This window comes from Cryobacterium sp. N21 (genome assembly GCF_002929575.1).
Taxonomy (GTDB): Bacteria; Actinomycetota; Actinomycetes; order Actinomycetales; family Microbacteriaceae; genus Cryobacterium; species Cryobacterium flavum.
Map to the genome: position 1 here is coordinate 290,817 of NZ_PJJQ01000033.1, position 24,253 is coordinate 315,069.

The 24,253-nt window shown below is 66.0% G+C and carries 20 protein-coding genes and 1 riboswitch; of the genes, 8 read left to right on the forward strand and 12 right to left on the reverse strand.

Annotation, left to right across the window (positions count from 1 at the left end):
• Positions 1-69: 69 nt before the first annotated feature.
• A complete protein-coding gene (locus CXY77_RS11655; protein WP_104089670.1) occupies positions 70-1,920 on the forward strand; it encodes a phosphoenolpyruvate carboxykinase (GTP) in 1,851 nt (616 codons plus the stop codon).
• 194 nt (positions 1,921-2,114) lie between these two features.
• Positions 2,115-5,159: a glycoside hydrolase family 38 C-terminal domain-containing protein gene (locus CXY77_RS11660; RefSeq protein ID WP_104089672.1), complete on the forward strand. Its 3,045-nt coding sequence runs from the start codon at positions 2,115-2,117 to the stop codon at positions 5,157-5,159.
• A gap of 89 nt (positions 5,160-5,248) precedes the next feature.
• On the opposite strand, the gene CXY77_RS11665 is transcribed toward CXY77_RS11660, so the two are convergent.
• Positions 5,249-7,174, reverse strand: a complete 1,926-nt coding sequence (locus CXY77_RS11665; protein ID WP_369827307.1) for an ABC transporter ATP-binding protein — start codon at positions 7,172-7,174, stop codon at positions 5,249-5,251.
• Between the two features lie 67 nt (positions 7,175-7,241).
• Between CXY77_RS11665 and CXY77_RS11670 the strand changes: the two genes are divergently transcribed.
• From CXY77_RS11670 to CXY77_RS11680, 3 genes are read left to right on the forward strand one after another with little or no spacing between them, the layout of a single operon-like run.
• The gene (locus CXY77_RS11670) at positions 7,242-8,183 is read left to right on the forward strand and encodes an ABC transporter ATP-binding protein (RefSeq protein WP_104089674.1); all 942 of its coding nucleotides are present in this window, start codon (positions 7,242-7,244) and stop codon (positions 8,181-8,183) included.
• Positions 8,180-9,043 carry an ABC transporter permease gene (locus tag CXY77_RS11675; protein WP_104089675.1) on the forward strand — a complete coding sequence of 288 codons (864 nt, stop codon included), beginning with the start codon at positions 8,180-8,182 and terminating at the stop codon, positions 9,041-9,043. The genes CXY77_RS11670 and CXY77_RS11675 overlap by 4 nt, the downstream gene beginning before the upstream one ends.
• An 11-nt stretch (positions 9,044-9,054) precedes the next feature.
• A complete protein-coding gene (locus tag CXY77_RS11680) occupies positions 9,055-9,879 on the forward strand; it encodes an ABC transporter permease (protein ID WP_233197375.1) in 825 nt (274 codons plus the stop codon).
• Between the two features lie 53 nt (positions 9,880-9,932).
• Here the strand turns inward: CXY77_RS11680 and CXY77_RS11685 are convergent, their stop codons facing one another.
• The 7 genes from CXY77_RS11685 to CXY77_RS11715 form a co-directional block, all read right to left on the reverse strand.
• Positions 9,933-11,285 (reverse strand): MFS transporter, encoded by a 1,353-nt coding sequence (locus CXY77_RS11685; protein WP_167552410.1) that lies wholly within the window; start codon positions 11,283-11,285, stop codon positions 9,933-9,935.
• A gap of 142 nt (positions 11,286-11,427) precedes the next feature.
• Complete coding sequence (locus CXY77_RS11690; RefSeq protein WP_104089677.1) at positions 11,428-11,784, reverse strand: hypothetical protein; 357 nt, start codon at positions 11,782-11,784, stop codon at positions 11,428-11,430.
• A 33-nt stretch (positions 11,785-11,817) separates the two neighbouring features.
• Positions 11,818-12,294: a 6,7-dimethyl-8-ribityllumazine synthase gene (gene ribH / locus CXY77_RS11695; protein WP_104089679.1), complete on the reverse strand. Its 477-nt coding sequence runs from the start codon at positions 12,292-12,294 to the stop codon at positions 11,818-11,820.
• Entirely contained in the window at positions 12,294-13,553 is a 1,260-nt protein-coding gene (ribA, locus tag CXY77_RS11700; RefSeq protein ID WP_092339034.1) for a GTP cyclohydrolase II, read from the reverse strand. Before ribA ends, ribH begins: the two co-directional genes overlap by 1 nt.
• On the reverse strand, positions 13,550-14,197 hold the full coding sequence (locus CXY77_RS11705; protein WP_092339032.1) for a riboflavin synthase: 648 nt from the start codon (positions 14,195-14,197) through the stop codon (positions 13,550-13,552). Before CXY77_RS11705 ends, ribA begins: the two co-directional genes overlap by 4 nt.
• Positions 14,198-14,204: 7 nt before the next feature.
• Positions 14,205-15,239, reverse strand: a complete 1,035-nt coding sequence (gene ribD, locus CXY77_RS11710; protein ID WP_233197364.1) for a bifunctional diaminohydroxyphosphoribosylaminopyrimidine deaminase/5-amino-6-(5-phosphoribosylamino)uracil reductase RibD — start codon at positions 15,237-15,239, stop codon at positions 14,205-14,207.
• Between the two features lie 90 nt (positions 15,240-15,329).
• Positions 15,330-15,466, reverse strand: a riboswitch (FMN riboswitch).
• A 59-nt stretch (positions 15,467-15,525) separates the two neighbouring features.
• A complete protein-coding gene (locus CXY77_RS11715) occupies positions 15,526-16,500 on the reverse strand; it encodes a sugar-binding transcriptional regulator (protein WP_338061540.1) in 975 nt (324 codons plus the stop codon).
• A gap of 110 nt (positions 16,501-16,610) precedes the next feature.
• Here CXY77_RS11715 and CXY77_RS11720 point away from each other — a divergent pair, with 110 nt between their 5' ends.
• From CXY77_RS11720 to glpK, 3 genes are all read left to right on the forward strand, one after another.
• Positions 16,611-18,353 carry a glycerol-3-phosphate dehydrogenase/oxidase gene (locus tag CXY77_RS11720; RefSeq protein WP_104089680.1) on the forward strand — a complete coding sequence of 581 codons (1,743 nt, stop codon included), beginning with the start codon at positions 16,611-16,613 and terminating at the stop codon, positions 18,351-18,353.
• A gap of 189 nt (positions 18,354-18,542) precedes the next feature.
• A complete protein-coding gene (locus tag CXY77_RS11725; RefSeq protein WP_092339488.1) occupies positions 18,543-19,277 on the forward strand; it encodes an MIP/aquaporin family protein in 735 nt (244 codons plus the stop codon).
• A 71-nt stretch (positions 19,278-19,348) separates the two neighbouring features.
• Positions 19,349-20,863: a glycerol kinase GlpK gene (gene glpK, locus CXY77_RS11730; RefSeq protein WP_092339028.1), complete on the forward strand. Its 1,515-nt coding sequence runs from the start codon at positions 19,349-19,351 to the stop codon at positions 20,861-20,863.
• Between the two features lie 158 nt (positions 20,864-21,021).
• Here the strand turns inward: glpK and CXY77_RS11735 are convergent, their stop codons facing one another.
• From CXY77_RS11735 to CXY77_RS11750, 4 genes are read right to left on the reverse strand one after another with little or no spacing between them, the layout of a single operon-like run.
• Positions 21,022-21,786: an HAD family hydrolase gene (locus CXY77_RS11735; RefSeq protein ID WP_104089682.1), complete on the reverse strand. Its 765-nt coding sequence runs from the start codon at positions 21,784-21,786 to the stop codon at positions 21,022-21,024.
• Positions 21,783-22,379, reverse strand: coding sequence for a GNAT family N-acetyltransferase (locus tag CXY77_RS11740; RefSeq protein ID WP_158252823.1), 597 nt, complete (start codon positions 22,377-22,379; stop codon positions 21,783-21,785). The genes CXY77_RS11735 and CXY77_RS11740 overlap by 4 nt, the downstream gene beginning before the upstream one ends.
• 11 nt (positions 22,380-22,390) lie before the next feature.
• Complete coding sequence (gene trpS / locus CXY77_RS11745; RefSeq protein ID WP_104089684.1) at positions 22,391-23,395, reverse strand: tryptophan--tRNA ligase; 1,005 nt, start codon at positions 23,393-23,395, stop codon at positions 22,391-22,393.
• Positions 23,392-24,249 (reverse strand): exodeoxyribonuclease III, encoded by an 858-nt coding sequence (locus tag CXY77_RS11750; protein WP_104089686.1) that lies wholly within the window; start codon positions 24,247-24,249, stop codon positions 23,392-23,394. The genes trpS and CXY77_RS11750 overlap by 4 nt, the downstream gene beginning before the upstream one ends.
• Between the last annotated feature and the right edge of the window lie 4 nt (positions 24,250-24,253).

Sequence of the window (24,253 nt, forward strand, 5' to 3'; positions counted from 1 at the left end):
GTCAAGTAAGCAACGCAGCCCGACGTTCCATAAATTTGCACCTACCCGAACAACCGGAAAGGCCAGAATATGACTCTCACCAACTCTTCCCTCCAGACCAACGGGGATGCGTACCCGTCGCGTACGGACAGCACCGACCCCAACCTGCAGGCTTGGGTCGATGAGGTTGCTCGCCTGACCGAACCCGACGCCATCGTCTGGTGCGACGGTTCCAAGCGCGAGGCCAACGAGCTCTCCAAACTGCTCGTTACTTCAGGCCAGCTCATCCGTCTCAACCCGGAATGGCGCCCGAACAGCTTCCTCGCCCGCACCAACCCGAAGGACGTTGCCCGCGTCGAGAACCGCACCTTCATCTGCTCCAACGATGAAGCGGATGCCGGCCCCACCAACAACTGGGCCGAACCGTCGGCCATGCGCGCCGAACTGCGCGGCGTCTTCGCGGGCAGTATGCGCGGTCGCACCATGTACATCGTGCCGTTCTCGATGGGCCCGCTCGGCGGCCCCATCTCGCAGCTCGGCGTCGAGATCACCGATTCCCCCTACGTCGTGCTCAATATGGGCATCATGACCCGCATGGGCGAGACCGTACTGACCATGATCGAAGATGGCGACCCGTGGGTGCACACCGTGCACAGCGTCGGCTACCCGCTCGTTGACGCGTCGGGCATCACCCGTCCCGACATCGAATGGCCCTGCAACGACGACAAGTACATCGTGCAGTTCCCCGACACCCGCGAGGTCTGGTCCTACGGTTCCGGCTACGGCGGAAACGCCCTGCTCTCGAAGAAGTCCTTCGCCCTGCGTATCGCGTCGGTCATGGGCCGCGACGAGGGCTGGCTGGCCGAGCACATGCTGCTCATCAAGCTGATCTCGCCGGAGGGCGGCGTGTTCCACGTGGCCGCCGCGTTCCCGTCGGCCTGTGGCAAGACGAACCTGTCGATGCTGCGCCCGACCGTTCCCGGCTGGACGGTCGAGACCATCGGCGACGACATCGCATGGCTGCGTCAGGGCGAAGACGGCCGTCTCTGGGCCATCAATCCAGAGGCCGGCTTCTTCGGAGTCGCCCCCGGAACCGGTGAAACCACCAACCCGACCGCCGTCTCCACCATGTGGGGCAACACCATCTTCACCAACGTCGCCCTGCGCGACGACGGAGATGTCTGGTGGGAAGGCCTCACCGACAAGGCTCCCGAGCACCTGATCGACTGGCAGGGCAAGGACTGGACGCCCGACTCCGGCCGTACCGCCGCCCACCCGAACTCCCGCTTCACCGTTGCGGCCGCCCAGTGCCCGTCGATCGCCGACGACTGGGAAGCTGCTGGCGGCGTGCCGATCGACGCCATCGTCTTCGGCGGCCGTCGCGCCACCAACGTTCCGCTGGTGGCGCAGGCCCGCAGCTGGAAGCACGGCGTGTTCATGGGCGCGACGATCTCGTCCGAGAAGACTGCCGCTGCTGACGGCATCGTCGGCGAGCTGCGCCGCGACCCGTTCGCGATGCTCCCGTTCTGCGGCTACAACATGGCCGACTACTGGGGTCACTGGCTCAAGGTCGGCAAGGAACTCGGCACCAACGCCCCGGCGATCTTCCAGGTGAACTGGTTCCGCAAAGGCCCCGATGGCAGCTTCATATGGCCCGGATTCGGCGAGAACTCGCGGGTTCTGGAGTGGATGATACGCCGCATTCAGGGCCGCATCGACGCCGTCGACACCCCGATCGGCCTGCTCCCGGCCGAGGACGGCCTGAACCTCGACGGTCTCGACCTGTCCAAGGAAGCCGTCGACCAGCTCTTCGCCATCGACAAGACCAGCTGGCTCGCCGAGTGCGACTTGACCGAGGAGTACTTCGACAAGTTCGGCGACAAGGTGCCGCCGGCACTGCGCGCCGAGCTCGCGAGCGTGCGTTACCACCTCAAGGACTAGTCCCGGCAGCGCGAAACGGCCCCGCCACCCCTGGTGGCGGGGCCGTTTCGCGTCCCCACCGCGGTCGGGGCCCGGGCCCCGTCCCTGGGCCCAGTTTATAAACTGGGCCCAGGGACGTAAGGTGGGCCCCACCACGGGGATGCTCGTCAGCACGCCGCCTCGCTCGACGACAGCCACGGTCGTAGGATGCGAGCATGCATGACGACAGCGCACTCGTCGAGGCCCGGATGAATCGGTTTGTTCGCGAACGGCTGCAGCCGGCGATCTATGGGGCTACCGCGCCGCTCACGGTCACGGCCTGGGTGGCGCCGGGGGAGCCAGTCTCGTTTGCGGAGGCCGTCTCGCATCCGTTCACGCCGTTTGCCGTGGGCGAGGCGTGGGGGCGGCCCTGGGGCACGGTGTGGTTTCACCTGACGGGAACGGTGCCGCCCAAGTGGGCCGGCCTGGCCGAAACCCGCATCGAGGTCGTGGTCGACCTCGGGTTCACGGTCGCCGTGCCGGGGTTTCAGGCCGAGGGCACGGCCTACAACCCAGACGGGCGACTCCTCAAAGGCGTCGAATCGCTGAACCGTGCCGTCACGGTCACCGGCGAAATTGTCGATATGTACATCGAGGCGGCCGCCAACCCCAATATCGCCGCCGACTTCAGCTTCACCCCCACCCCGCTGGGCGACCTCGCCACCGCCGGCACCACGCCGCTCTACACCCTGCGGCAAGCGGATGTCGCAGCGCGCGACACACAGGCCTGGCACCTTCTGCAGGACGTCGTAGCGCTAGACGGCCTGCGCCGCGAGCTGCCGGCCGCCTCGCCCCGACGGGCGAACATTCTGCGGGCGCTGGAACGCTGCCTCGACCTTCTCGACCCCGACGATGTCGGCGGCACGGCGGCGGTTGGTCGGGCCGCCTTCGCCGACGTGCTCGCGAGCCCGGCGAATGCCAGCGCGCACCGGGTGCACGCTGTCGGGCACGCGCACATCGACAGTGCCTGGCTGTGGCCGGTGCGGGAGACGGTGCGCAAGGTCGCGCGCACCTTCTCCAACGTGCTCGACCTGATTGACCGGTACCCCGATTTCGTGTTCGCCGCCTCGTCGGCGCAGCAATACGCCTGGCTGCAGGACGGCTACCCTGAGCTGTTCGAGCGGGTGCGGCGGGCCGTCGCGGCCGGCAACTTCGTGCCGACCGGCGGAATGTGGGTCGAATCCGACACGAACATGCCCGGCGGTGAGGCGTTGGCGCGGCAGTTCGTGGCGGGCAAGGGGTTTTTCCTGCGCGAGTTCGGGGTAGAACCACTCGAGGTCTGGCTGCCGGACTCGTTCGGATACTCGGCGGCGCTGCCGCAGATCGTGCGGGCCGCCGGCAGCCGCTGGTTTCTCACCCAAAAACTCTCCTGGAACGACACGAACGTGTTTCCGCACCACAGCTTTCTCTGGGAGGGCCTCGACGGCAGCCGCATCTTTACACACTTTCCGCCGGTCGCCGACTACAACGCGCAGCTCTCCGGGCTCGAACTGGCCCGGGCCGAACGCCTCTACAGCGAAAAGGGTGTCGCGAACACCTCGCTCGTGCCGTTCGGCTGGGGCGACGGCGGCGGCGGACCGACCGAGGAGATGATCGCCGCCGCCCACCGCACCGCGTCCCTCGAGGGATCGCCCACGGTCGAGCTGTCGAGTCCGCGGCGGTTCTTCGAGGCGGCGGAGGCCGATTACGCGGCGCCACCGGTCTGGTCGGGGGAGCTGTACTTGGAGTTTCACCGCGGCACGCTCACCTCGCAGGCCCGCACCAAGCAGGGCAACCGGCGCTGCGAACACCTACTGCGGGAGGCCGAGTTATGGGCGACGACGGCATTCATTCGGTCAGGAGCGGAGTATCCACGCGCGGCACTCGAAAACGCGTGGCAGACGGTGTTGCTGCAACAGTTTCATGACATTCTTCCGGGATCGTCGATCGCCTGGGTTCACCAACAGGCCGAGCGTGAGTATGCGCGGGTCGCGGGGGTGCTCGAAGGGGTGATCAAGGCATCCGTTCGAGCGCTGTGCGGACCAGGCGACGACGCGATTCTGCTGAACGCGGGGCCCTACGCCCAGGAGGGTGTGCCCGCACTTTGCGGTGTCACGCAGGTTGCGGATTCCCTTCTTGGCGCCACGATCGCGCGCACCCCCGCCGGCTGGGTACTGTCGAACCGGCACGTGCGCGTGACCATCGACGCCGACGGTCTCTTCACTTCGATCTACGATCGCCACGCCGAGCGCGAGGTCGTGCCGACCGGAGCCAGGGCCAACCTGCTCACCCTGCACCGCGACACCCCCACCCAGTGGGATGCCTGGGACATCGACACCCCCAACGCACGCCTGTTCGAGGCGCTCACCGACGCCGAGACGGTGGAGCAGCTCGACCACCTGCCCCACGGTCAGGTCGGCGTTCGCGTCACGCGGCGCTTCGGTGCCTCGACTATCACCCAAGACGTCACCCTGGCGCAAGACTCGAGTGCCATCGACCTCACGTTCAACATCGACTGGCACGAGCGCCAGAAACTGCTGAGGCTAAACTTCGCGCTCGAGGTCGCCGCTGACCGGGCCGCCTCCGAGATTCAGTTCGGCCATATATTCCGTCCGACGCATGCAAACACCTCGTGGGATGCGGCCCGCTTCGAAACCGTCGCCCACCGCTGGGTGCACGTCGGCGAACCCGGCTTCGGAGTGGCCGTCGCCAACGATTCCACCTACGGGCACTCGATCACCCGCACCGTCTTCGCTTCAGAAGCGGATGCCGCACCCCGCATCGGCACGACCGTGTCGCTCTCCCTGCTGCGCGCGCCGCTTTTTCCCGATCCGACCGCCGACCAGGGGCGGCACGAGCTACGCGTTGCTCTGCGCGTGGGCGCGAGTATTCCCGACGCGGTATATGAGGGCTATCGACTGAATCTGCCGATCCGCACCGTAACCGGCGTCGGTTCCACGCCAGTGGAGCCGCTATTCACTGTCGACAACCCGGCCGTCGTGATCGAGGCGGTGAAACTCGCCGAAGACGGCAGCGGCGACGTCATCGTGCGGGTCTACGAGGCGCACGGTACCCGGGCCCTGGCCCGCGTCATCCGCTCATTCGACGCGACCGAAATGTTCGAGACCGACCTACTGGAGCGCCCGGTCATCTCGGCCGCCGTCATCGAGGCCGATGACGCCGCCCTGACGCTGGAGCTGCGCCCGTTTCAGCTCGTCACTCTGCGCTTTCGGCGCACGTAACCCCGGTAGATTTCGCGACACGCAGTAATCGCGCGTCAATCTGTGCGGCGTGTCGCATATTTACCGGTAAAAAATACCGGCATGGCGGGCTAGACCAGTAGTTGGTGTTTTGCTAAGTCGCGATAGAGGGGGGTCGAGACGACGAGCTCGGAGTGCGTGCCGACGCCGACGACCTGGCCGTGGTCGAGCACCACGATCTGGTCACTGTCGACCACGGTCGACAGGCGGTGCGCGATCACGATCAGGGTGCGGTCGGCCGCGACGGCGTCGATGGCCTCCCGCATCATCTGCTCGTTCTTGCCGTCGAGGCTCGAGGTGGACTCGTCGAGCAGCAGAATCGGTGGCGCCGCGAGCAGCGCCCGCGCGATCGCGAGCCGCTGGCGTTCGCCACCGGAGAGTTTCACTCCCGATTCGCCGACCGCAGCCCCGAGTCCGGCCGGGTCGCGGTCGAGTACCTCGCCCAGGTTGACCGCGTGCAGCACGGTGATGCAGTCCTCGTCGGTGGCGTCGGGGGTCGCGAGAGTGAGGTTGTCCCGCAGCGACCCGGCGAGCACCGGGGCGTCCTGTTCGACGTAGCCGATCTGGGCGCGCAGCGCGGTGCGATCCAGCGAGCGGATGTCCAGCCCGCCCAGTCGCACGGTGCCGTCCGAAACGTCGTAAAACCTCTCGATCAGGGCGAGGATGGTGCTCTTGCCCGCGCCGCTCGGCCCGACGAGCGCCGTGCGCAGTCCGCGCGGGGCGGCGAAAGAAACGCCGTTGAGCACCGGCCGCGGGTCTGTTGACGGGGGAGCGGTCTCGATATCGGCGGCGGCAGCATCCGCTTCGTTGGAATCAGCGTCGACCGGAGCGACCGCATAGCCGAAGTGCACGTTCTCGAAGCTGATCGCGGCGGCTTCGGGGCGCACCTTTTCGTTGGCGGCGCCGACCGTCATGGCGAGCGGGGCGATGTCCCGGTCGAACTGGTCCTCGGCGGGCAGGTCGATGATCTCCTGGATACGGCCGAGCGCGCCGAGCGCGGAGTTAACCGAGGTGATCGCGCCGAAGAACTGTCCGAGCGGCATGATCATCATGAACAGAAACAGAATGAACGCGACCAGGTCGGCGATGGTGATGGCGTCGCTCGCGACCCGAAAACCGCCGACGCCGAGCACCACGAGAAACGACACCTGCATGGCGATGCCGGCGATCGGTACGACGAGGGCGCTGATCTTGGCAACCTTGATACCCATGCGCCAAGCGCCGCGGGCGTCTTCCTCGATCACGGCGACTTCACGGTCGGTGGCATTGGCGGCGCGCACGGTGCGAATGGCGCTGATGGCGCGTTCGACGCTGGCCGCGAGGTCGCCAACCTTCACCTGGGCGGCCGTGCTGGCGGTGCGAATGCGGCGGGACAGCAGGATGACGGTGACCACCGACACTGCGATGACGAGCACGGTCAGGCCGAGCAGTACCGGGTCGATGATGAGCATCGCCACGAGTGCGCCGATGAAGGTGAGCGACCCGCCGATCGCTTCGACCAGGCCCTGGGTGAGTACCGCGCGCAGCAGGGTGGTGTCGCTGCCGACGCGGGAGACGAGGTCTCCGGTGCGGCGGGCGTCGAATTCGCTGATCGGCAGTCGCAGCAGTCGCCCGACCAGTTTGCGCCGGCTGGAGAGCACGACGCCCTCGCCGGTGCGCTGCAGCAGATAGTGCTGGTAGCCGCTGATCAGGCCCGAAATGACCACGAGCGCAATCAGCACACCAACGAGCGACCCGAGTGGGTCATTCGCCTGCACGATCGTGATGACCTGGCTGACGAGCAGCGGCTGGGCCAGGCTCGCGGCGGCGCCCAGCACGCTCAGAACGATGACGACGCTGAGCACCTTTTTGTGCTCGAACAGGTAGGGCAATAACTGGCTGAACGTGGCGCGGGGACCGGCGGGAACGGGTCGGCCGCGTCGGCCGCGCGGTGTCTTCCCGGCGCTCGGGGAAGCGGATGCAGCAGCGGATTCGGGCACACGGGTAGCGGTAGTCACCAGAGAATCGTAGCTGCCGAAGATGCGAACAATCCCCAGTGTCACCGGTGCGGTCTAGGTTAGAACTGTGCCAGAGCCTGTCATCGCCACCCAGAATCTCGTCAAAAGTTATCCGGTCAAGAACGCAAGCGATTTCGTCGCCGTCGACGGCATCAGCTTTGAGGTTGCGCCGGGGGAGTCCTTCGGGCTGCTCGGGCCCAACGGCGCCGGTAAATCCACGACGATGCGCATGATCGGTGCGGTCTCCACGCGCACGAGCGGCGACCTGACTGTGCTCGGCCTCGACCCCAATCGGTATGGTCCCGAGATTCGCTCCCAGCTCGGTGTCGTTCCGCAGGAGAACAACCTCGACATGGAACTCAAGGTGCGGGAGAACCTACTGGTCTACGGCCGCTACTTCGGGCTGCCGCGCGCCCGGGTGGCCCGTCGGGCCGACGAACTGCTCGAGTTCGCGCAGCTCGCCGACAAGGCCTCCGCCAAGGTCGACGACCTGTCCGGCGGCATGAAGCGTCGCCTCACCATCGCCCGGGCCCTCATCAACGACCCGCGCATCCTGCTCCTCGACGAACCGACCACCGGCCTCGACCCGCAGGCACGCCACATTCTCTGGGACCGCCTCTTCCGCCTGAAAGAGCAGGGCACGACGCTGCTCCTCACCACCCACTATATGGACGAAGCCGAGCAGCTCTGCGACCGCCTCGTCGTGGTCGACAAGGGGCGCATCATGGCCGAAGGTTCCCCGGCCGACCTCATTCGCCGCTATTCCTCGCGCGAAGTGCTCGAGGTGCGGTTCGGGTCCACCCAGAACGCCGAGGTCGCGGGCCGCATCGAGGGCTATGGCGAGCGGGTCGACGTGCTGCCCGACCGCATCCTGGTCTACAGCGACAGCGGCGAGAATGAATTAGAGCGGATGACCGCAGCCGGCCTCCACCCGATCACCAGCCTCGTGCGTCGCTCCAGCCTCGAAGACGTGTTCCTGCGGCTCACCGGCCGAAACCTGATCGAATGAGCACGCTTTCCGATAATACGAGCGACGGCATCCGCTCTGATACGCTCGCGGCGGCGGTCGCGCAGGCCGCGCGTACCCGCCGTTACGGCTCCTGGTATGTGGCCGAACACCGATTTTTGGTGATGCGGTCGTATGCCCAGACCGTGCTGTTCACAGCAATCGGCAGCCCGCTGGTCTACCTGTACGCGATGGGGGTAGGCCTGGCAAGCCTGGTCGACGGCAATCTCGGCGACGACGCCGTCAACGGGGTGAGCTACCTCTCCTTCCTCGCCCCGGCGTTGCTCGCCAGCAGTGCGATCGCGGTGGCTTCCGAAGAGTTCACCTACCCGATCATGCTCGGCTTCAAGTGGAACCCCACCTTCTTCGGCATGAACGCAAGCTCGATTCAGCCCGGCCAGATCATCAACGGCATCGTCATCTCGGTCGCCGCGCGCATGCTGCTCACCTGTGCCATCTTCTTCGTCTTCATGCTGGTCTTCGGGGCGGTACCGGGGCCACTGGGGTTCGTCGCTGTGCTCGTGGCGCTGCTCACCGGCCTGGCCTTCGGGGCGCTCGTGATGGCCTACACGGCCACCCTCAAAGACGACACCGGACAGCTCGCCATGGTGCAACGCTTCGTCATTTTGCCGATGACCCTGTTCTCGGGCACGTTCTTTCCCCTCGATGTGCTGCCACCGTACCTGCAGTGGATCGGCTGGATCTCGCCACTCTGGCACGGCACCGAACTCTCTCGAGTCTTCGCCTACGGTATGCCGGAGCCGATCTGGTTGAGCCTCGTGCACGTGCTCTATCTCGCCGCGCTGCTGGCCGTCGGCTGGATCTGTGCCCGCCGCCTCACGGCCGACAGGTTGAACAAGTGACCGGGCCGCAGCTGTCTCCGTCGACGATCGCGGCGGGCGCTCGCCCGCCGCGCGCGTTCGGCCACCTTTATGCTGGCAACGCGCGCAGTGTCATGGCGCGCGGCTGGCGAGCGACCCGCAGCACCAACTCCCTCGTCGTACTGAGCGGCTTCGTCGAGCCCATCTTCTACCTGCTGTCAATGGGCCTCGGCCTCGGGGCACTGATCGGGCAGGTGCAGACCGCCGACGGCACCCAGGTCTCCTACGCAGCGTTCATTGCCCCGGCCCTGCTCGCCGTCGCCGCGATGAACGGCGCGATCTACGACTCGACCTGGAACGTGTTCTTCAAGATGCAGTTCGCCAAGCTTTACGAGGGGATGCTATCGACCTCGCTCGGCCCGCTCGACGTGGCACTCGGCGAGATCTCGCTCGCCCTGCTGCGCGGACTGCTCTACGCGACCGGATTCATGCTCGTCATGCAGGCCCTCGGCCTGAACCTGTCCTGGTGGGCGCTGCTCGCCCTGCTCGCCGTGTTGCTCATCGCGTTCGGCTTTGCGAGCGTGGGTATGGCGGTCACAAGCTACATGAAGACGTTCCAGCAGATGGACTGGATCAACTTCGTGCTGCTGCCGATGTTTCTGTTTTCGGCCACGTTCTACCCGCTCAGCGTCTACCCGCAGGGAATCCAATATGTGATCCAGGCGCTGCCGCTCTGGCACGGTGTCGAGCTCGTGCGGGCACTGACCACCGGCCAGGTCAACCTTGGGCTGCTCTGGCACGTGCTCTACTATGCCGTGATGATCGTGGTCGGCCTGTTCGCGACCACCCGCCGCCTCAAAGCCCTCTTCCTGAACTGACAACGCTCCCCCCACGCCGAGCGTGAGAGGAGCGGATGCCGTACCGAAAGAACTCAGCGGTGCAGGTCGAGGTCTTTGGTTTCGCGGCTCAGGATCAGCGCGATCAGGGTGATGACACCCATCACCGAGAGGTAGATGCCGACCCAGAACGGGCTGCCCTCGCCGATCGTCCAGAGCCAGACGGCGATGAACGGGGCAACTGCGGCACCCAGAATGGAACTTATGTTGTAAGCGAACGCCGAGCCGGTGTAGCGCACATTGGTCGGGAACAGCTCGGGCAGCAACGCGCCCATCGGGCCGAAGGTCATGCCCATGAGCGAGAAGCCCACGATGAGGAACAGCATCACACTGAGGTCACCGGCACCGAGCAACGGCACGAAGAGGAACCCGAACACGATGATGAACAGGGTCACGATGATGAGCGTCTTGCGACGTCCGTGCTTATCCGCCCAGGGGCCGGAGGCGAGGGTGAAGATTCCGAAGAACACCACGCCGAGAATCATCATGAGAATGAAGCTGTTGTAGGTGAAGCCGAGTCCGGGGACCTCGGCATCGGTGGCGGCACGACCGTAGCTCAGCGTGAAGGTGGTCATCAGGTAGAACAGCACGTAGGTGGCCAGCATGATGAACGTGCCGAGGATGAGTTCGCGCCAGTTGGACTTGAACACGGCAGCGAGCGGCAGCTTCTCAACCCTGTCAGCCTTGACGACCTTGGTGAAGACGTCACTTTCAACTAGGCGCAGACGCACCCAGAGTCCGACGATGACCATCACGGCCGAGAACAGGAACGGCACGCGCCAGGCCCACTCGAGGAACGCCTCCGACGGACGGGTCGGGTCGGTCGACGGCAGCGCGAGGGCGAGGCCGAGAAACAGGCCGTTGGCAATGATGAAGCCGAGCGGGGCGCCGACCTGCGGGAAGGTGCCGTACCAGGCGCGCTTGCCGACCGGAGCATTCTCGGTCGCAACCAGCGCCGCGCCGCTCCACTCCCCACCGAGGGCGAAGCCTTGGGCGAGACGCAGGATGACGAGCATGAGCGGTGCCCACCAGCCGATCATGGCGTAGGTCGGCAGCAGGCCGATCAAAAAGGTCGCGATACCCATCGTGAGCAGAGCGCCGACCAGGGTGGCCTTGCGTCCCTTGCGGTCACCGAAGTGGCCGAAGAACAGCGCGCCGATCGGGCGGGCGACCATCGCAGCGCCGAAGACGGCGAAGGAGGCGAGCAGCGCGGTGGTGTCGTTGCCGGTCGGAAAGAACAGGTGCGGGAAGACCAGAACGGCTGCCGTCGCGTAGACGTAGAAGTCGTAGAACTCAATGGTCGTGCCGATGAGGCTCGCCATGATGACGCGACTCTTCGGATTGAGAGGTGTAGTCGGCGTCGATACTGACGCTGTGCTTGTTGACATGAGGATGGAACGCTTTCGAAAGGATGGCTGAGCGCCGACGAAACCCGCAAGTCGATCTGACTTCCCGCGGAAGCGTTTACGCACGAATGGTGGTGTGGCCGCGTGTAGAGGTCACGAAATACCTTAGCCCGCTTTCGCGCAGTTACTTCCAGAGCACCGCGATGGCAACGTTGGCCAGGGTCAAGGCGCCAATGGCCCAGAGCACGAGCGATGAAACGCTCGGCTTCTTGCGGTTGACGATCACGAGCACGGTGATCACGAGGAGCACGACCAGCTTGACGCCGATCTTGGCATTGTCGATGTGGCCGAGCGAACCCATCTCGATGATGCCGACGAGCAGCACGCCGGTGACCAGCTGGGTCAGCGCACCGTGGAACATTGCGGCGACGATCGTGCCCTTGCCGACAATGATCGGCTTGATCTGCACGAGAAAGCCGCCGAGCAGCGAAGCCAGTCCGACGAAGTGCAGAATGAGCAGAATATTGCGTATAAGGTCCATGCGTTCAGCCTAGAGACACAAAGACGCCGTCCCTTACCCGATGTGCCCGCGCAACTCCCGAAGCACCAACGCGGTCGAGAGGGCAGCGGATGCCGCCTCCTCGCCCTTGTCTTCCTTCGACCCGGGCAATCCGGCCCGGTCGAGGCCCTGCTGCTCGTCGTCCAGCGTCAAGACGCCGAACCCCACAGGCTTGCCGGTGTCGAGGGCGACGCGGGTGAGGCCATCCGTTGCCGCATTCGAAACGAACTCGAAGTGGGGGGTGCCGCCGCGAATGATCACGCCGAGCGCGACGACCGCGTCGGCACCGCTATCGAGCGCGACCTTGCAGGCGACGGGCAATTCGAAGCTGCCCGGAACGCGAACGAGTGAGAATTCGGCGTTGCTCGCTTCGAGCACCCGGGTCGCGCCGGCGATGAGGCCGTCGGTGATGCCGGTGTGCCACAGACCGGCAACGATGACGAGCCGAAGGCCGCGTCCGTCAACGCTGATTGTGGGTCCTGTTCCAGCCATTAGGCGATTCCGTTCATGATTTCGATGTTGGAAATGTGGTGACCCATGCGGTCACGTTTGGTGGCGACGTACTCCTCGTTGAACTCGCCGATACCCACCACGAGCGGCACCCGTTCGGTCACGGCGACGCCGTGCAGTTCAAGTTGACGCACCTTCTCCGGGTTGTTGGTGAGCAGCCGCACCGACTGCAAACCCAGATCGTGCAGGATGCTGGTGGCCGCGCCGTAATCGCGGCTGTCGCCGGGCAGCCCCAGCGCGAGGTTGGCGTCGAGGGTGTCGAGGCCGTCCTCCTGCAGCTCGTAGGCGCGCAGCTTGTTGATCAGGCCGATGCCGCGCCCCTCCTGGCCGCGCAGGTAGACGACGACGCCGCCCTCCGCCTGGATGATGTCGAGGGAGGCGTCGAGCTGCGGTCCGCACTCGCACTTGAGCGAGCCGAAGGCCTCCCCGGTGAGGCACTCGGAGTGCACCCGCACAATGGCACCATTGACCGGGGTTCCGGCGACGAAAGCGACGTGATCGGCACCGGTGGAGCGGTCCCGGTAGGCGCGTACTCGGAAGGCCCCGTGCCGGGTGGGCACCGTGGTCTCCACCTCGAAGTCGACCCGCGGGGCCTCGATGATCGGGGCGATCGTCGGCAGCGCCTCGTTCGGGTGGAACTCGTCCAGGTAGCTGATCAGGTCTTTGATCGTGATGACGAGCAGCCCCTCGCGCTCACCGAGTTCGAGCAGGCCGGGCAGGCGCATCATTTCGCCGTCCTCGGCGACGATCTCGGCGATCGCGGCGACCGGAACCAGGCCGGCCAGTTTCATGAGGTCGACGCCGGCTTCGGTGTGGCCGCCGCGCTCTCGCACGCCGCCGTCGCGGGCCCGCAGCGGCAGGATGTGGCCGGGGCGGTGCAGGCTGGCCGGGGCCGACTGCGGGTCGGCCAGCACCCGCAGGGTGTGGGCGCGGTCAGCGGCACTGATGCCGGTCGACAGCCGGTCGGCGGCATCGACACTCACCGTGTAGTTGGTGCCGAGTGGGTCCTCGTTGTTGAGCACCATCACCGGCAGGTCGAGCTGGTCGGCGATCTCGTTGGTCATCGGCGCGCAGATGAATCCGGAGGAGTAGCGCACGGTCCAGGCGATCCACTCCTGCGTGGCCAACTGGGCGGAGATGATGACGTCGCCCTCGTTTTCGCGGCCCTCGTCGTCGGCGACGATGACCGGTCGGCCGAGGCGCAGGGCGTCGAGTGCGGAGGGAATATCGGCGAGGCTCATGATGCGCTCCTTGTTGCTGCTTCGGGCTGGGAATTGTGGGTGGCGAGGGCCAGCATCCGTTCGACGTGGCGCGCCAGAATGTCGGTCTCGATGTTGACCCGGTCGCCGACGGCGCGTTCGCCGAGGGTGGTGGCGGTGAGGGTCTCCGGAATGAGCGACACCTCGAACCACTGGTTCACATCGGTGGCCGGACTGATGTTGCTCACGGTGAGGGAGACGCCGTCGATGGCGATCGACCCCTTACCGACCACGAGCGGCGCCAGCTGGGCGCTGAGGCTGAATCGCAGCACCCGCCAGGCCTCGCCGGGGGTGACGGCGAGTACGGTGCTGGTGCCGTCGATGTGGCCCTGCACGATGTGGCCGCCGAGTCGTCCGCCGACGAGGGCGGCGCGTTCGAGGTTGACCGTGGAGCCGACTCTGGCGTCAGACAGGGTCGACATCGACAGGGTCTGGGCCATCACGTCGGCGGTGAACGTGTCGGGGGTGCGTTCGACCACGGTGAGGCAGACGCCGGCTACGGCGATGGAGTCGCCGTGACCGGCGCCGTCGACCACGAGTGGGCCGCGGATGGTGAGGCGGGCGGCATCCGCTGTGGTCTCGATGCGCTCGATCTGGCCGAGCTCCTCGATGATTCCGGTGAACATGGGTTCCTTAGGGTGTGAGCGGTCGGGCCACGATGAGAACATCGTCGCCGAGGCGGTCGAGGGAGTGGATAGAGAGGCGGCGCTGCTCGCCGATTGCGGCTACGCCGATGTCAGTGAGGGCCAGTCGCGGGCCGCCGATCAGCGTCGGCGCGAGGTAGACGAGGTATTCGTCGACCAGCCCGGCGGCCACGAACGCGCTCGCCACGGTTGGGCCGCCCTCGATGAACACGCTGCGCACGGCGCGTTTGTGCAGGTCGGCGAGTAGGCCGGGCAGGTCGAGGCCGTCGAAGAACAGCGGCTGCTGCGGGTGCGCAAACAGGGCAGAGGATGCCGGCGCCTCGCGTCGCCCGACCACCACGGGCACGGGCTGCCGGGGGAGCAGCACACCGTCGGCGTCGCGCGCGGTCAAGGCGGGGTCATCGGCGAGAACGGTGCCGGTGCCGATCAGGATCGCATCGGAGGCGCTACGACGTCGGTGCACGTCGAGGCGGGCCGCGTCGCCGGTGATCCAACGGCTGGAGCCGTCGGCGGCGGCCGCGCGCCCGTCGAGGCTCGACGCCCATTTGAGAGTGACGAACGGGCGACCGAGGCGGGCGGCGACGAGCCAGTCGGCGAGAAAAGCCTCGCCGACATTGGCGAACAGCCCGCCCTGCACCTCGATGCCGGCGGCGCGCAGCCGGTCGGCCCCGCCGCAGGAGTGCTGGCCCGGGTCGGTCACCGAGTACACGACGCGGGCCACGCCGGCATCGATCAGGGCCTCTGCGCACGGACCGGTGCGGCCGATATGGTTGCACGGTTCGAGCGTGACAACGACGGTGCTTCCGCGAGCGGCGCCGGGGTCGAGCTGTGCGAGCGCGTCGACCTCCGCGTGCCGGGTGCCGGCGCCGCGGTGCCACCCTTCGGCGAGGGTCTCGCCGTTGGCATTCAGAATTACGCAGCCCACCCGCGGGTTGACTCCGGTGGCGAGGCCCTGGGCGGCCAGCTCGAGGGCGCGGCGCATGGCGCTCCGCAGGCCCACGTTAACTGCCGCGTTGTTGGTCATCCCGCCCTCATCCGTGTCGGACGAGCTCCGGGGGCGTGGGTGTGCATCATCATGCCTAAAACCCGTCGGTCAACCGTAGGGGCCAACCAACTCGTGCGCCTCCCGTCCGGACTTTAACCGTCGGTGCTGGAGTTTCACCAGCTCAACCGTCGGTCCCTCGTCAAAGGGACTAACGGGTCGCGGACTTTAACCGCCGGTTCGGAATTACACCGACCCCGGAGCACGTGTAGTACTTCTAGTTATAGTGCAACAGCCTGCGCGCCGTGGTATTCCGTTCAATATCCGATCAGTTTGCCTCGACCAGGGCGCGGGCCGTGCTCTCGTCGACGAACAGGTCGGTGATGAGGTGTGCGGCCAGAGCGCCGCGCAGGCTCGCGAGCTTGGAGCGACCGGCCACAACGCAGATGCGGCGCGGGGTGCGGCGCAGCGCGGTGAAGTCCGGACCGGTGGAGCGTTCGTTCATGGCGATATCGTCGGCCGAACCGTCGGCGCGGTAGAACACTGTCGCGACGTCGCCGACCACGCCGGCCGCGCTGAGGGCGTCGAATTCGGCCTGCTCGAGGTAGCCGCCGGCGTAGACCCGGCTGATCACGCCGGAGAACGGAGAACCGAGGCCGAACAGGGCGATATCCATGATGGACTGCATATCGATCAGGCGACTGATGCTGCGCTCGCGCCACAGCGCCTGCTTGGTCGCGGGGTCGTCGAAGAAGGCCGGCACCGGAAACTGCTGCACATGCGCGCCGAAGGCCGTTCCGAAACGGCCGAGAATCTCACTCGCGTAGCCGAGACCGGTCGTACGCATATTTCCGGCGCCGTTGAGCTGCACGATCTGCGAGTTGTGCGTCTGCTTGGGCGTCACGTGCCGGCTGATCGCGTTCATGGTCGAACCCCAGGCGATACCCATGGTCATGTTCGAGTCAAAGTATTGGCCGAGAATCCGTGCAACAGACAGGGCCACACGCTCGAGCCGATCGACATCGCTCGCGCTGTCCGGAACCGGAACGACGTGCGCGGTGATCTGAAATCGAGCCTCGATCTGCTGCTCGAGGTGACTCGGGGCATCCAGTGGGGACTTGATTTGGATGTCGACCAGGCCGGTCTCTCGAGCGTGGCTGAGCAAGCGGGAGACGGAGGAACGGGAGGTATGTAGCTCCTGGGCAATGGCATCCATTGTGAGGTCCTGCATGTAGTACAGGTGCGCGGCGGTGAGGGCATCGCGGCTGCGGTCGGACTGCACGGGGTCGGTCTCGAAGGTCACAGCGGCTCCTTGCACGTATGTTCAATCCGGTTGAGAAATTATGTAGGACTGTCAGAATGAATCTATTCACATGGCTTGTCGAGTGCAAGCCCGAGACAGAGGTGACAACAATGTCGTTCTTAAACTCACAGACTTCGACCGCGATCTCCGCTCATCCGAACGCCCAGGTGCTCATCATCGGCGCAGGCATCAACGGCATCGCGACCTTCCGCGATCTGGCACTGCAGGGCGTCGACGTGGTCATCGTAGAAAAGAACGACTTCGTCTCCGGCGCCTCGTCGGCCAGCTCGCACATGATCCACGGCGGCGTGCGCTACCTCGAAAACGGTGAGTTTCGCCTGGTGAAGGAGTCGGTGACGGAGCGCAACAGCCTGCTCAAGATCGCGCCGCACTACGTCAAGCCGCTGCAGACGACCATTCCCATCTTCTCCACCTTCTCCGGTGTGATGGCAGCGCCGCTCCGGTTCCTGACCCACAAGCAGGGAGCCAAGCACGTTGAGCGCGGCGCCATGCTCATCAAGCTCGGTATGATGATCTACGACGCCTTCTCCCGCGACGGCGGCACCGTGCCGCGCCACGAGTTCAAGGGCCGTGCCAAGGCGCTCGCCGCCCTGCCGCTGCTGAACCCCGGCCTCAAGTACACCGCCACCTACTACGACGCGGCCATGCACGACCCTGAGCGTCTCGCCCTCGATGTGCTGCGCGACGGCCTCGACGCCGGTCCCCACGCCCGCGCCGCTAATTACGTTGAAGCCGCGGGCATGGATGAGAACGGTGTGCTCCTGCGCAACACCATCACCGGCGATGAATTCCGATTCCAGGCGGATGTCGTCGTCAACACCAGTGGCCCCTGGACCGACCTCACCAACTCTGCCCTCGGTCAGCCGAGCACCTTCATGGGCGGCACCAAAGGCTCCCACGTGGTGCTCGACAACCCGGAGCTGCTCGCGGCAACCGGTGGACGCGAGATCTTCTTCGAGCATGAAGACGGTCGCATCGTGTTGATCTACCCGCTCAAGGGCCGCGTTCTGGTCGGTACCACCGACCTCGAGCACGATATGACCAAGCCGATTCGGTGCACCGAACCTGAGATCGACTACTTCTTCGACCTGGTCGCGCACGTTTTCCCAACGGTAAAGGTCGATCGTTCGCACATCGTGTTTCGCTTCGCCGGTGTGCGCCCGCTGCCCCGCCACGACGATGAGGCCCCCGGTTTCGTCTCCCGCGACTATCGCATCGAGTCGCGTCCGCTGCCCCGCGCCGGAGCCGCCGACGGCACCCTGCTCAGCCTGGTCGGAGGCAAGTGGACAACGTTCCGTGCCCTGGCCGAAAACCTGAGCACCGACATTCTGAAGCTGCTTGGCCTGCCGCGCACCGTCTCTACCGAGGGCCTGGCCATCGGTGGCGGGCGCAACTTCCCGGCAACGGATGCCGCCCACCAGGTTTGGGTCACCGCCCACGGCGACGAGGTCGGCACTGACCGCGCCGCAGCCCTGCTCGCCCGGTACGGAACGCGGGCCAGCGAGGTCATCGAGTTCTTGACCGACCCAAGCGGTCCGGCGGATGCCCCGCTCCAGCACAACGCGGCCTACAGCCGGCGTGAGATCGAGTTTCTGGCATCGACCGAGAGCGTCGTGCGCCTGATCGACGTGCTCCTGCGCCGCACCAGCATGGCCTTCGTCGGCGCGGTCACCACCCCGCTGCTCAAAGAGCTCGCGCTCGTCGTCGCCCCCGTGCTCGGCTGGGACGCCGAACGCCGGGCTGAAGAAATCGAGCTGGCACGCGGCATCCTGATCGACGCGCACGGGGTCGACCTCGCTGCCGTCAGCGAGGCCGCCGTCTTCGGCGCCTGACCCCCCGTCCGGGGCTGACGATTGCCGGCAATCTGCACGAATGTGCAGGCGAAACCGGCTCACTCCGCCTTGGGCGCCGATACGTTTTAGACACAACGCACGACAGCCGCACTCGACAACTAGGTCGAGCGCGGTGAACAGCAGCACCCCATCTGAAAGGTCAATGTGGACAATCTCGGTGTCGTCTTTATGTCAGAGGTCGTGGGAACGGCCATCCTCGTGCTACTCGGCTGTGGCGTGGTCGCCAACGTCGCCCTCGCCAAGAACAAGGGTTTCGGCGGCGGTTTTCTCATGGTCACCATCGGCTGGGGCCTCGCGGTCTACGCCGGTGTGATCGCCGCCTACAACTCCGGTGCCCACCTGAACCCGGCCGTCACCCTCGGTCTCGTCGCGAGTGGGGCCGACACCTTCGGTTCGGGCGTGCCGGTCAATGTCGTATCGACGCTGACCTATATCGGCGCCCAGATGATCGGTGCCATCCTCGGCGCCGTCGTGGTGTGGCTCGCCTACAAGCAGCACTTCGACCAGGAGCCGGAAGCCGCCAACAAGCTCGGCGTCTTCTCTACCGGGCCAGCCATCCGCTCTTACGGCTGGAACCTCGTCACCGAGATCATCGGCACCTTCGTGCTCGTCTTCGTCGTCATCGGTTTCGGCCGCAACGGCGACGGCGGCGGCCTGGCAGCCCTCGGCGCGCTGCCGGTGGCCCTGCTCGTGATCGCGATCGGTGCCTCTCTCGGTGGGCCCACCGGTTACGCCATCAACCCCGCCCGTGACCTCGGACCCCGCATCGCGCACTTCCTGCTGCCGATCAAGGGCAAAGGGTCGAGCGACTGGTCCTATTCCTGGGTGCCGGTCGTGGGCCCCATCATCGGTGGCGTCCTTGCCGGCGCCTCGTCGGGAGTGCTGCTACCCATCCTGGGCTAAGCCACTCGACGTATTCTGCAGCATCCGCTTTAAACTTAGAAATTCCACCTGGAACAACAAAGGAGTTACACATGGCCAAGTACGTTCTCGCCATCGACCAGGGAACCACGAGCTCCCGCGCGATCGTGTTCGACAAGGCGGGGTCGATCATTTCGACCGGCCAGCTCGAGCACGAACAGATTCTGCCGCAGGCCGGCTGGGTCGAGCATGACCCGAAGGAAATCTGGGACAACACCCGTGAGGCCATCGGCCAGGCGCTGTCAAAGGCGAACATCACGCGCCACGACATCGAAGCCATCGGCATCACCAACCAGCGCGAAACCGCTGTCGTCTGGGACAAGAACACCGGCGTGCCCGTCTACAACGCCATCGTCTGGCAGGACACGCGAACCCAGCCGATCGTCGATCGTCTCGCAGCGGATGGCGGTGTCGAGCGGTTCAAGGGCAAGGTCGGCCTGCCACTGGCCACCTACTTCTCCGGCACCAAGATCGTCTGGATCCTCGAAAACGTCGAGGGTGCCCGCGCCAAAGCGGATGCCGGCGACCTCCTGTTCGGCACCACCGACTCCTGGGTCCTCTGGAACCTGACCGGTGGCATCGAGGGCGGCGTGCACGCGACCGACGTCACCAACGCGAGCCGCACCATGTTCATGGACCTCGAAACCCTTCAGTGGGACGACGAGATCCTCGCCATCTTCGACGTGCCGAAGTCGATGCTGCCCGAGATCAAGTCTTCATCCGAGGTCTACGGCATCGCGAGCGGGCACAGCCTGCTGCGCGAGGTGCCGATCGCCGGCATCCTCGGCGACCAGCAGGCCGCAACCTTCGGCCAGGCCGCCTTCGACCAGGGCGAAGCGAAGAACACCTATGGCACCGGTAACTTTCTGATCTTCAACACCGGCACCGAGATCATCCACTCGAAGAACGGCCTGCTCACCACGGTCGGCTACAAGCTCGGCGACGCCCCCGTGCACTACGCGCTCGAAGGATCGATCGCCGTGACCGGGTCGCTCGTGCAGTGGATGCGCGACCAGCTCGGCATCATTAAGAACGCCTCTGAGATCGAAGACCTCGCCAAGACGGTCAAGGACAACGGCGGAGCCTACTTCGTACCGGCCTTCTCCGGCCTGTTCGCGCCGTACTGGCGGTCCGACGCCCGCGGTGCCCTGGTCGGCCTTACCCGCTACGTCAACAAGGGTCACATCGCACGCGCGGCGCTCGAGGCCATTGCGTACCAGACCCGCGAGGTGCTCGACGCGGTCAACGCCGACTCCGGCGTGCCGCTGACTGAGCTCAAGGTCGACGGCGGCGCCACGGCGAACGACCTGCTCATGCAGTTCCAGGCCGACATCATCGGCGTGCCGGTCGTGCGCCCGGTCGTCGCCGAGACCACCGCCCTCGGTGCCGCGTATGCGGCCGGCCTAGCGGTCGGATTCTGGAGCGGCCTCGACGACCTCCGCGCCAACTGGCAGGAAGACTCCCGCTGGGAGCCCTCCATGGACAAGGACGAGGCCGACCGCCTCCTGCGCAACTGGAAGAAGGCCGTAACGAAGACCCTCGACTGGGTAGACGAAGACGTGCGCTAGCGTCCGCCCGTGTGACCCAAAGCCCGGCCCCGCCAACGCGGAGCCGGGCTTTCGGCATCTCACCTCGACGAGCAGCTGGCCATCCGGCCTCCGCTCTGTCTCCCCTTTCCACCTGGCCCAGCCGCATAATTCCTGCAATTTGCGGCCGCGAATTGGAGTTAGGCCGGGCGCGTTTCCACTGACTGCCCGCTGAGCGCACTGGTGAGTTCGGCCAAGGTCTCGATCCGAAGAATACGGAGGCGCGCGGCGTCTATTTTGTCGGCAGGCGTCAGTGGGACAGCGGATGGGGTGGCGCGGTCGAGCCAGACCCCCGTCAGTCCCGCAGCAGCCGCGCCCAGAGCATCCGTGCGGAGCCGGTCCCCGACATACACCGCCTCTGACACGGGCACGCCGAACAGGGCGCAGGCGTGCTCGAAGATGCGCACGTCGGGCTTGGCGACGCCGAGTGCACCCGAGGTGACGACGTGCTCGAACCGGTCGTGCAATCCGACCCGCCAAATTTTCTCGCCCTGAAAGACCGGGTCGCCGTTCGTGATGAGGCCAAAACGCACTCCGGGCAGAAGCTCCACCAGCGCATCGAGGCAGGGGAGGGCGTCGTCGTGCAGCCGCCAACTGGCCCGGTACCTCAGGAAGTAGTCGTCGAACCAGGCGTCAGCCTCGGCGTCAGTCAACGAAACGCGGAATGACGCCGCGAAGTCCTGGGCGCGGGCGCGGCGTTGGCCGGCGAAATCCAGAGTGCCGGCGAGGTAGGAGTGGTAGTGCTCCTCCTCGAGTGCATCCCAGAGCGCGGTGGCCGCCGTCCGGTCGCCGGTAGCGAATTCGCCGCCGATCCGGTCGAGGTGCAGCAGAATGCCCGCTGCAACCGCTCCCCGGTGTGCGAAGAGGGTGTCGTCGAGGTCGAACAGAACAACCCTCGGCATCATCGCGAGCCCAGGGTCTCTGCGGGCCAGCCGGGCTGTGGCCCACGGTCGTCTCCGGCGGCGAGGTGGCCCTGCCACGAGTCAGGGTAGCTTCCGTCCCGGTAGGCGGCGACGGATGGCCCCACCCCGGAATACCGAAACCCCGACTTCCACGCCGCTCGGGCTGACGCGACGTTTCCGAGCAGGCACTCCCAGTGCAGAACATCGATGAGTCTGGATGAGAACGCCCAATCGGCGACCAGTCGTTGCGCTTCGGGGATGAGCCCGCGGCCACGGTGCGGGGCGCCCAACCAGAAGCCGATGGACCCCACCCGGTGGACGGAAGCGTCGGCCGCGACGGATTCTCCCGTCAAGCGCAGCGCGATCACGCCGAGGAGGTCTGCCCCGGCCGTCTCGCGCAGCGCCCAGGTATATTCTCGATCCGACATCCATCCGGCGGGAACATACTCGCTGAGGAATCCTTCGGCGTGCTCGAAGCGGTACGGCCACGGAACGGTCAGAAAGCGCTCGAAGATCGGGTCCTGGCAGTACTCGAAGACTCGATCGGCATCGTCGGCCACCGGTTGATCGAGCACGACCCCGGGCGATGACAGCACGAACGGACGCATCAGCGGCGCGGCAGGAAGCCGACCCGGTCGTAGACGGTTGCCAGCGTCTCGTTCGCGACAGCGTCAGCCCTCGCGGCGTTCGACGCCAGCACCCGGTCGAGCTCGGCCTGGTCGCCGAGCAGTTCGGCGACGCGCTCGCGAATCGGGTCGAAGGTGCCCAGAACAACCTCGACCAGCCCCTTCTTGAGATCGCCGTAGCCGCGCCCGGCATACTCGGTTTCGAGCGACTCGATCGTGCGCGAGGCCAGCACGGAGTAGATCGTGAGCAGGTTCGCCACACCCGGCTTGTTCTCGCGGTCAAACACCACGCCGCCATCGACATCCGTCACCGCGCGCATGATCTTCTTGCGAGTCACACCGGGCTCGTCGAGCAACCAGATGACCCCGGCGTGCGATTCGGCCGACTTGCTCATCTTCGACACGGGGTTCTGCAGGTCGTAGATCTTCGCGGTTTCCTTCACGATCGCCACCTCGGGAACCGTGAAGGTGTCGCCGAACCGCGAGTTGAAGCGCAGCGCGAGGTCGCGGGTGAGTTCGACGTGCTGGCGCTGGTCTTCCCCGACCGGCACCACCTCGGTCTGGTACAGCAGAATGTCCGCGGCCATCAGCGTCGGGTAGGCGAACAGGCCAACGGTGGTCGCGTCTGCGCCGTGCCGCGCGGACTTGTCCTTGAACTGCGTCATGCGGCTGGCCTCACCGAACCCGGTGATGGTGTTCAGAACCCAGGCCAGCTGGGCATGCGCGGCCACGTGCGACTGCACGTACAGCGTCGATGCCGACGGGTCGATGCCGGCCGCAATATATTGCGCCGCAGTGCCGCGGGTGTTCTCCCGCAGCTTTGAAGGCTCCTGCGCCACGGTGATGGCGTGCAGGTCGACGATGGAGAAGAACGCGTCGTGCGTCTGCTGCAGCGACTTCCAGTTGAGCAGCGCGCCAATGTAGTTGCCGATCTGCAGGGACTCGGCGGAGGGCTGCATGCCCGAATACAGGCGGGGTTTGGTCATGAGTTCAACGCTCCAGAAAGGTCATAGTCGACAACGACGGGGGAATGGTCGCTCCAGCGCTGGTCGTACGCCGCGGCCCGATCGACCGCGTAGGAACCAACGGATGCCGCCAACAGCGGGCTGGCCAGATGGTAGTCCAGCCGCCACCCGGTGTCATTGTCGAAAGCCTGGCCGCGCTGGGACCACCAGGTGTACGGTCCCTCGACCTCGCCGGCCCACTTGCGCCCGACATCGACCCAGCCGAGTCCGGCACCCGCGTTGTACAGGGGGTCGCCTTCCGCTCCGAGGATACGGTCGAAATACTCCCGCTCTTCCGGCAGGAAGCCGGCGTGCTTCTTGTTTCCGCGCCAGTTCTTGATATCCAGCGTGCGGTGCCCCACGTTCAGGTCGCCGAGTACGAGCGCGAGCGGGCTGTGCGCGGTCAGTTCGGGCAGCCGCGCGAGCATGGCGTCGAGAAACTTGTACTTCTCGACCTGCTTGGGGGTGTCGGTCTCGCCGGAGTGCACGTAGGTGCTCACGACGGTGATGACCTGCCCGTTGACCTCGTAGTCGGCTTCGAGCCAGCGGCCGGCGCTGTCGAATTCTTCGGCGCCCAAGGCAACACGATGAATGGATGCTCCGGCGCGGCTCGCCAAGGCGACCCCGGCCCGCCCCTTCGCGGTGGCGGCATCGTGCAGAATGTTCCAGTCCGGCCCGAGCAGTCCCTCGAGGTCCTCGGTGGAGGCACGCACTTCCTGAATCGCGAGAATGTCAACGTCTCGGGCATTCAGCCAGTCGCCCATCCCCTTGCGGTACGCGGCTCGTACCCCGTTCGTGTTGATGCTGGCAATGCGTAGGGGCTTAGCTGAAGACATGGGC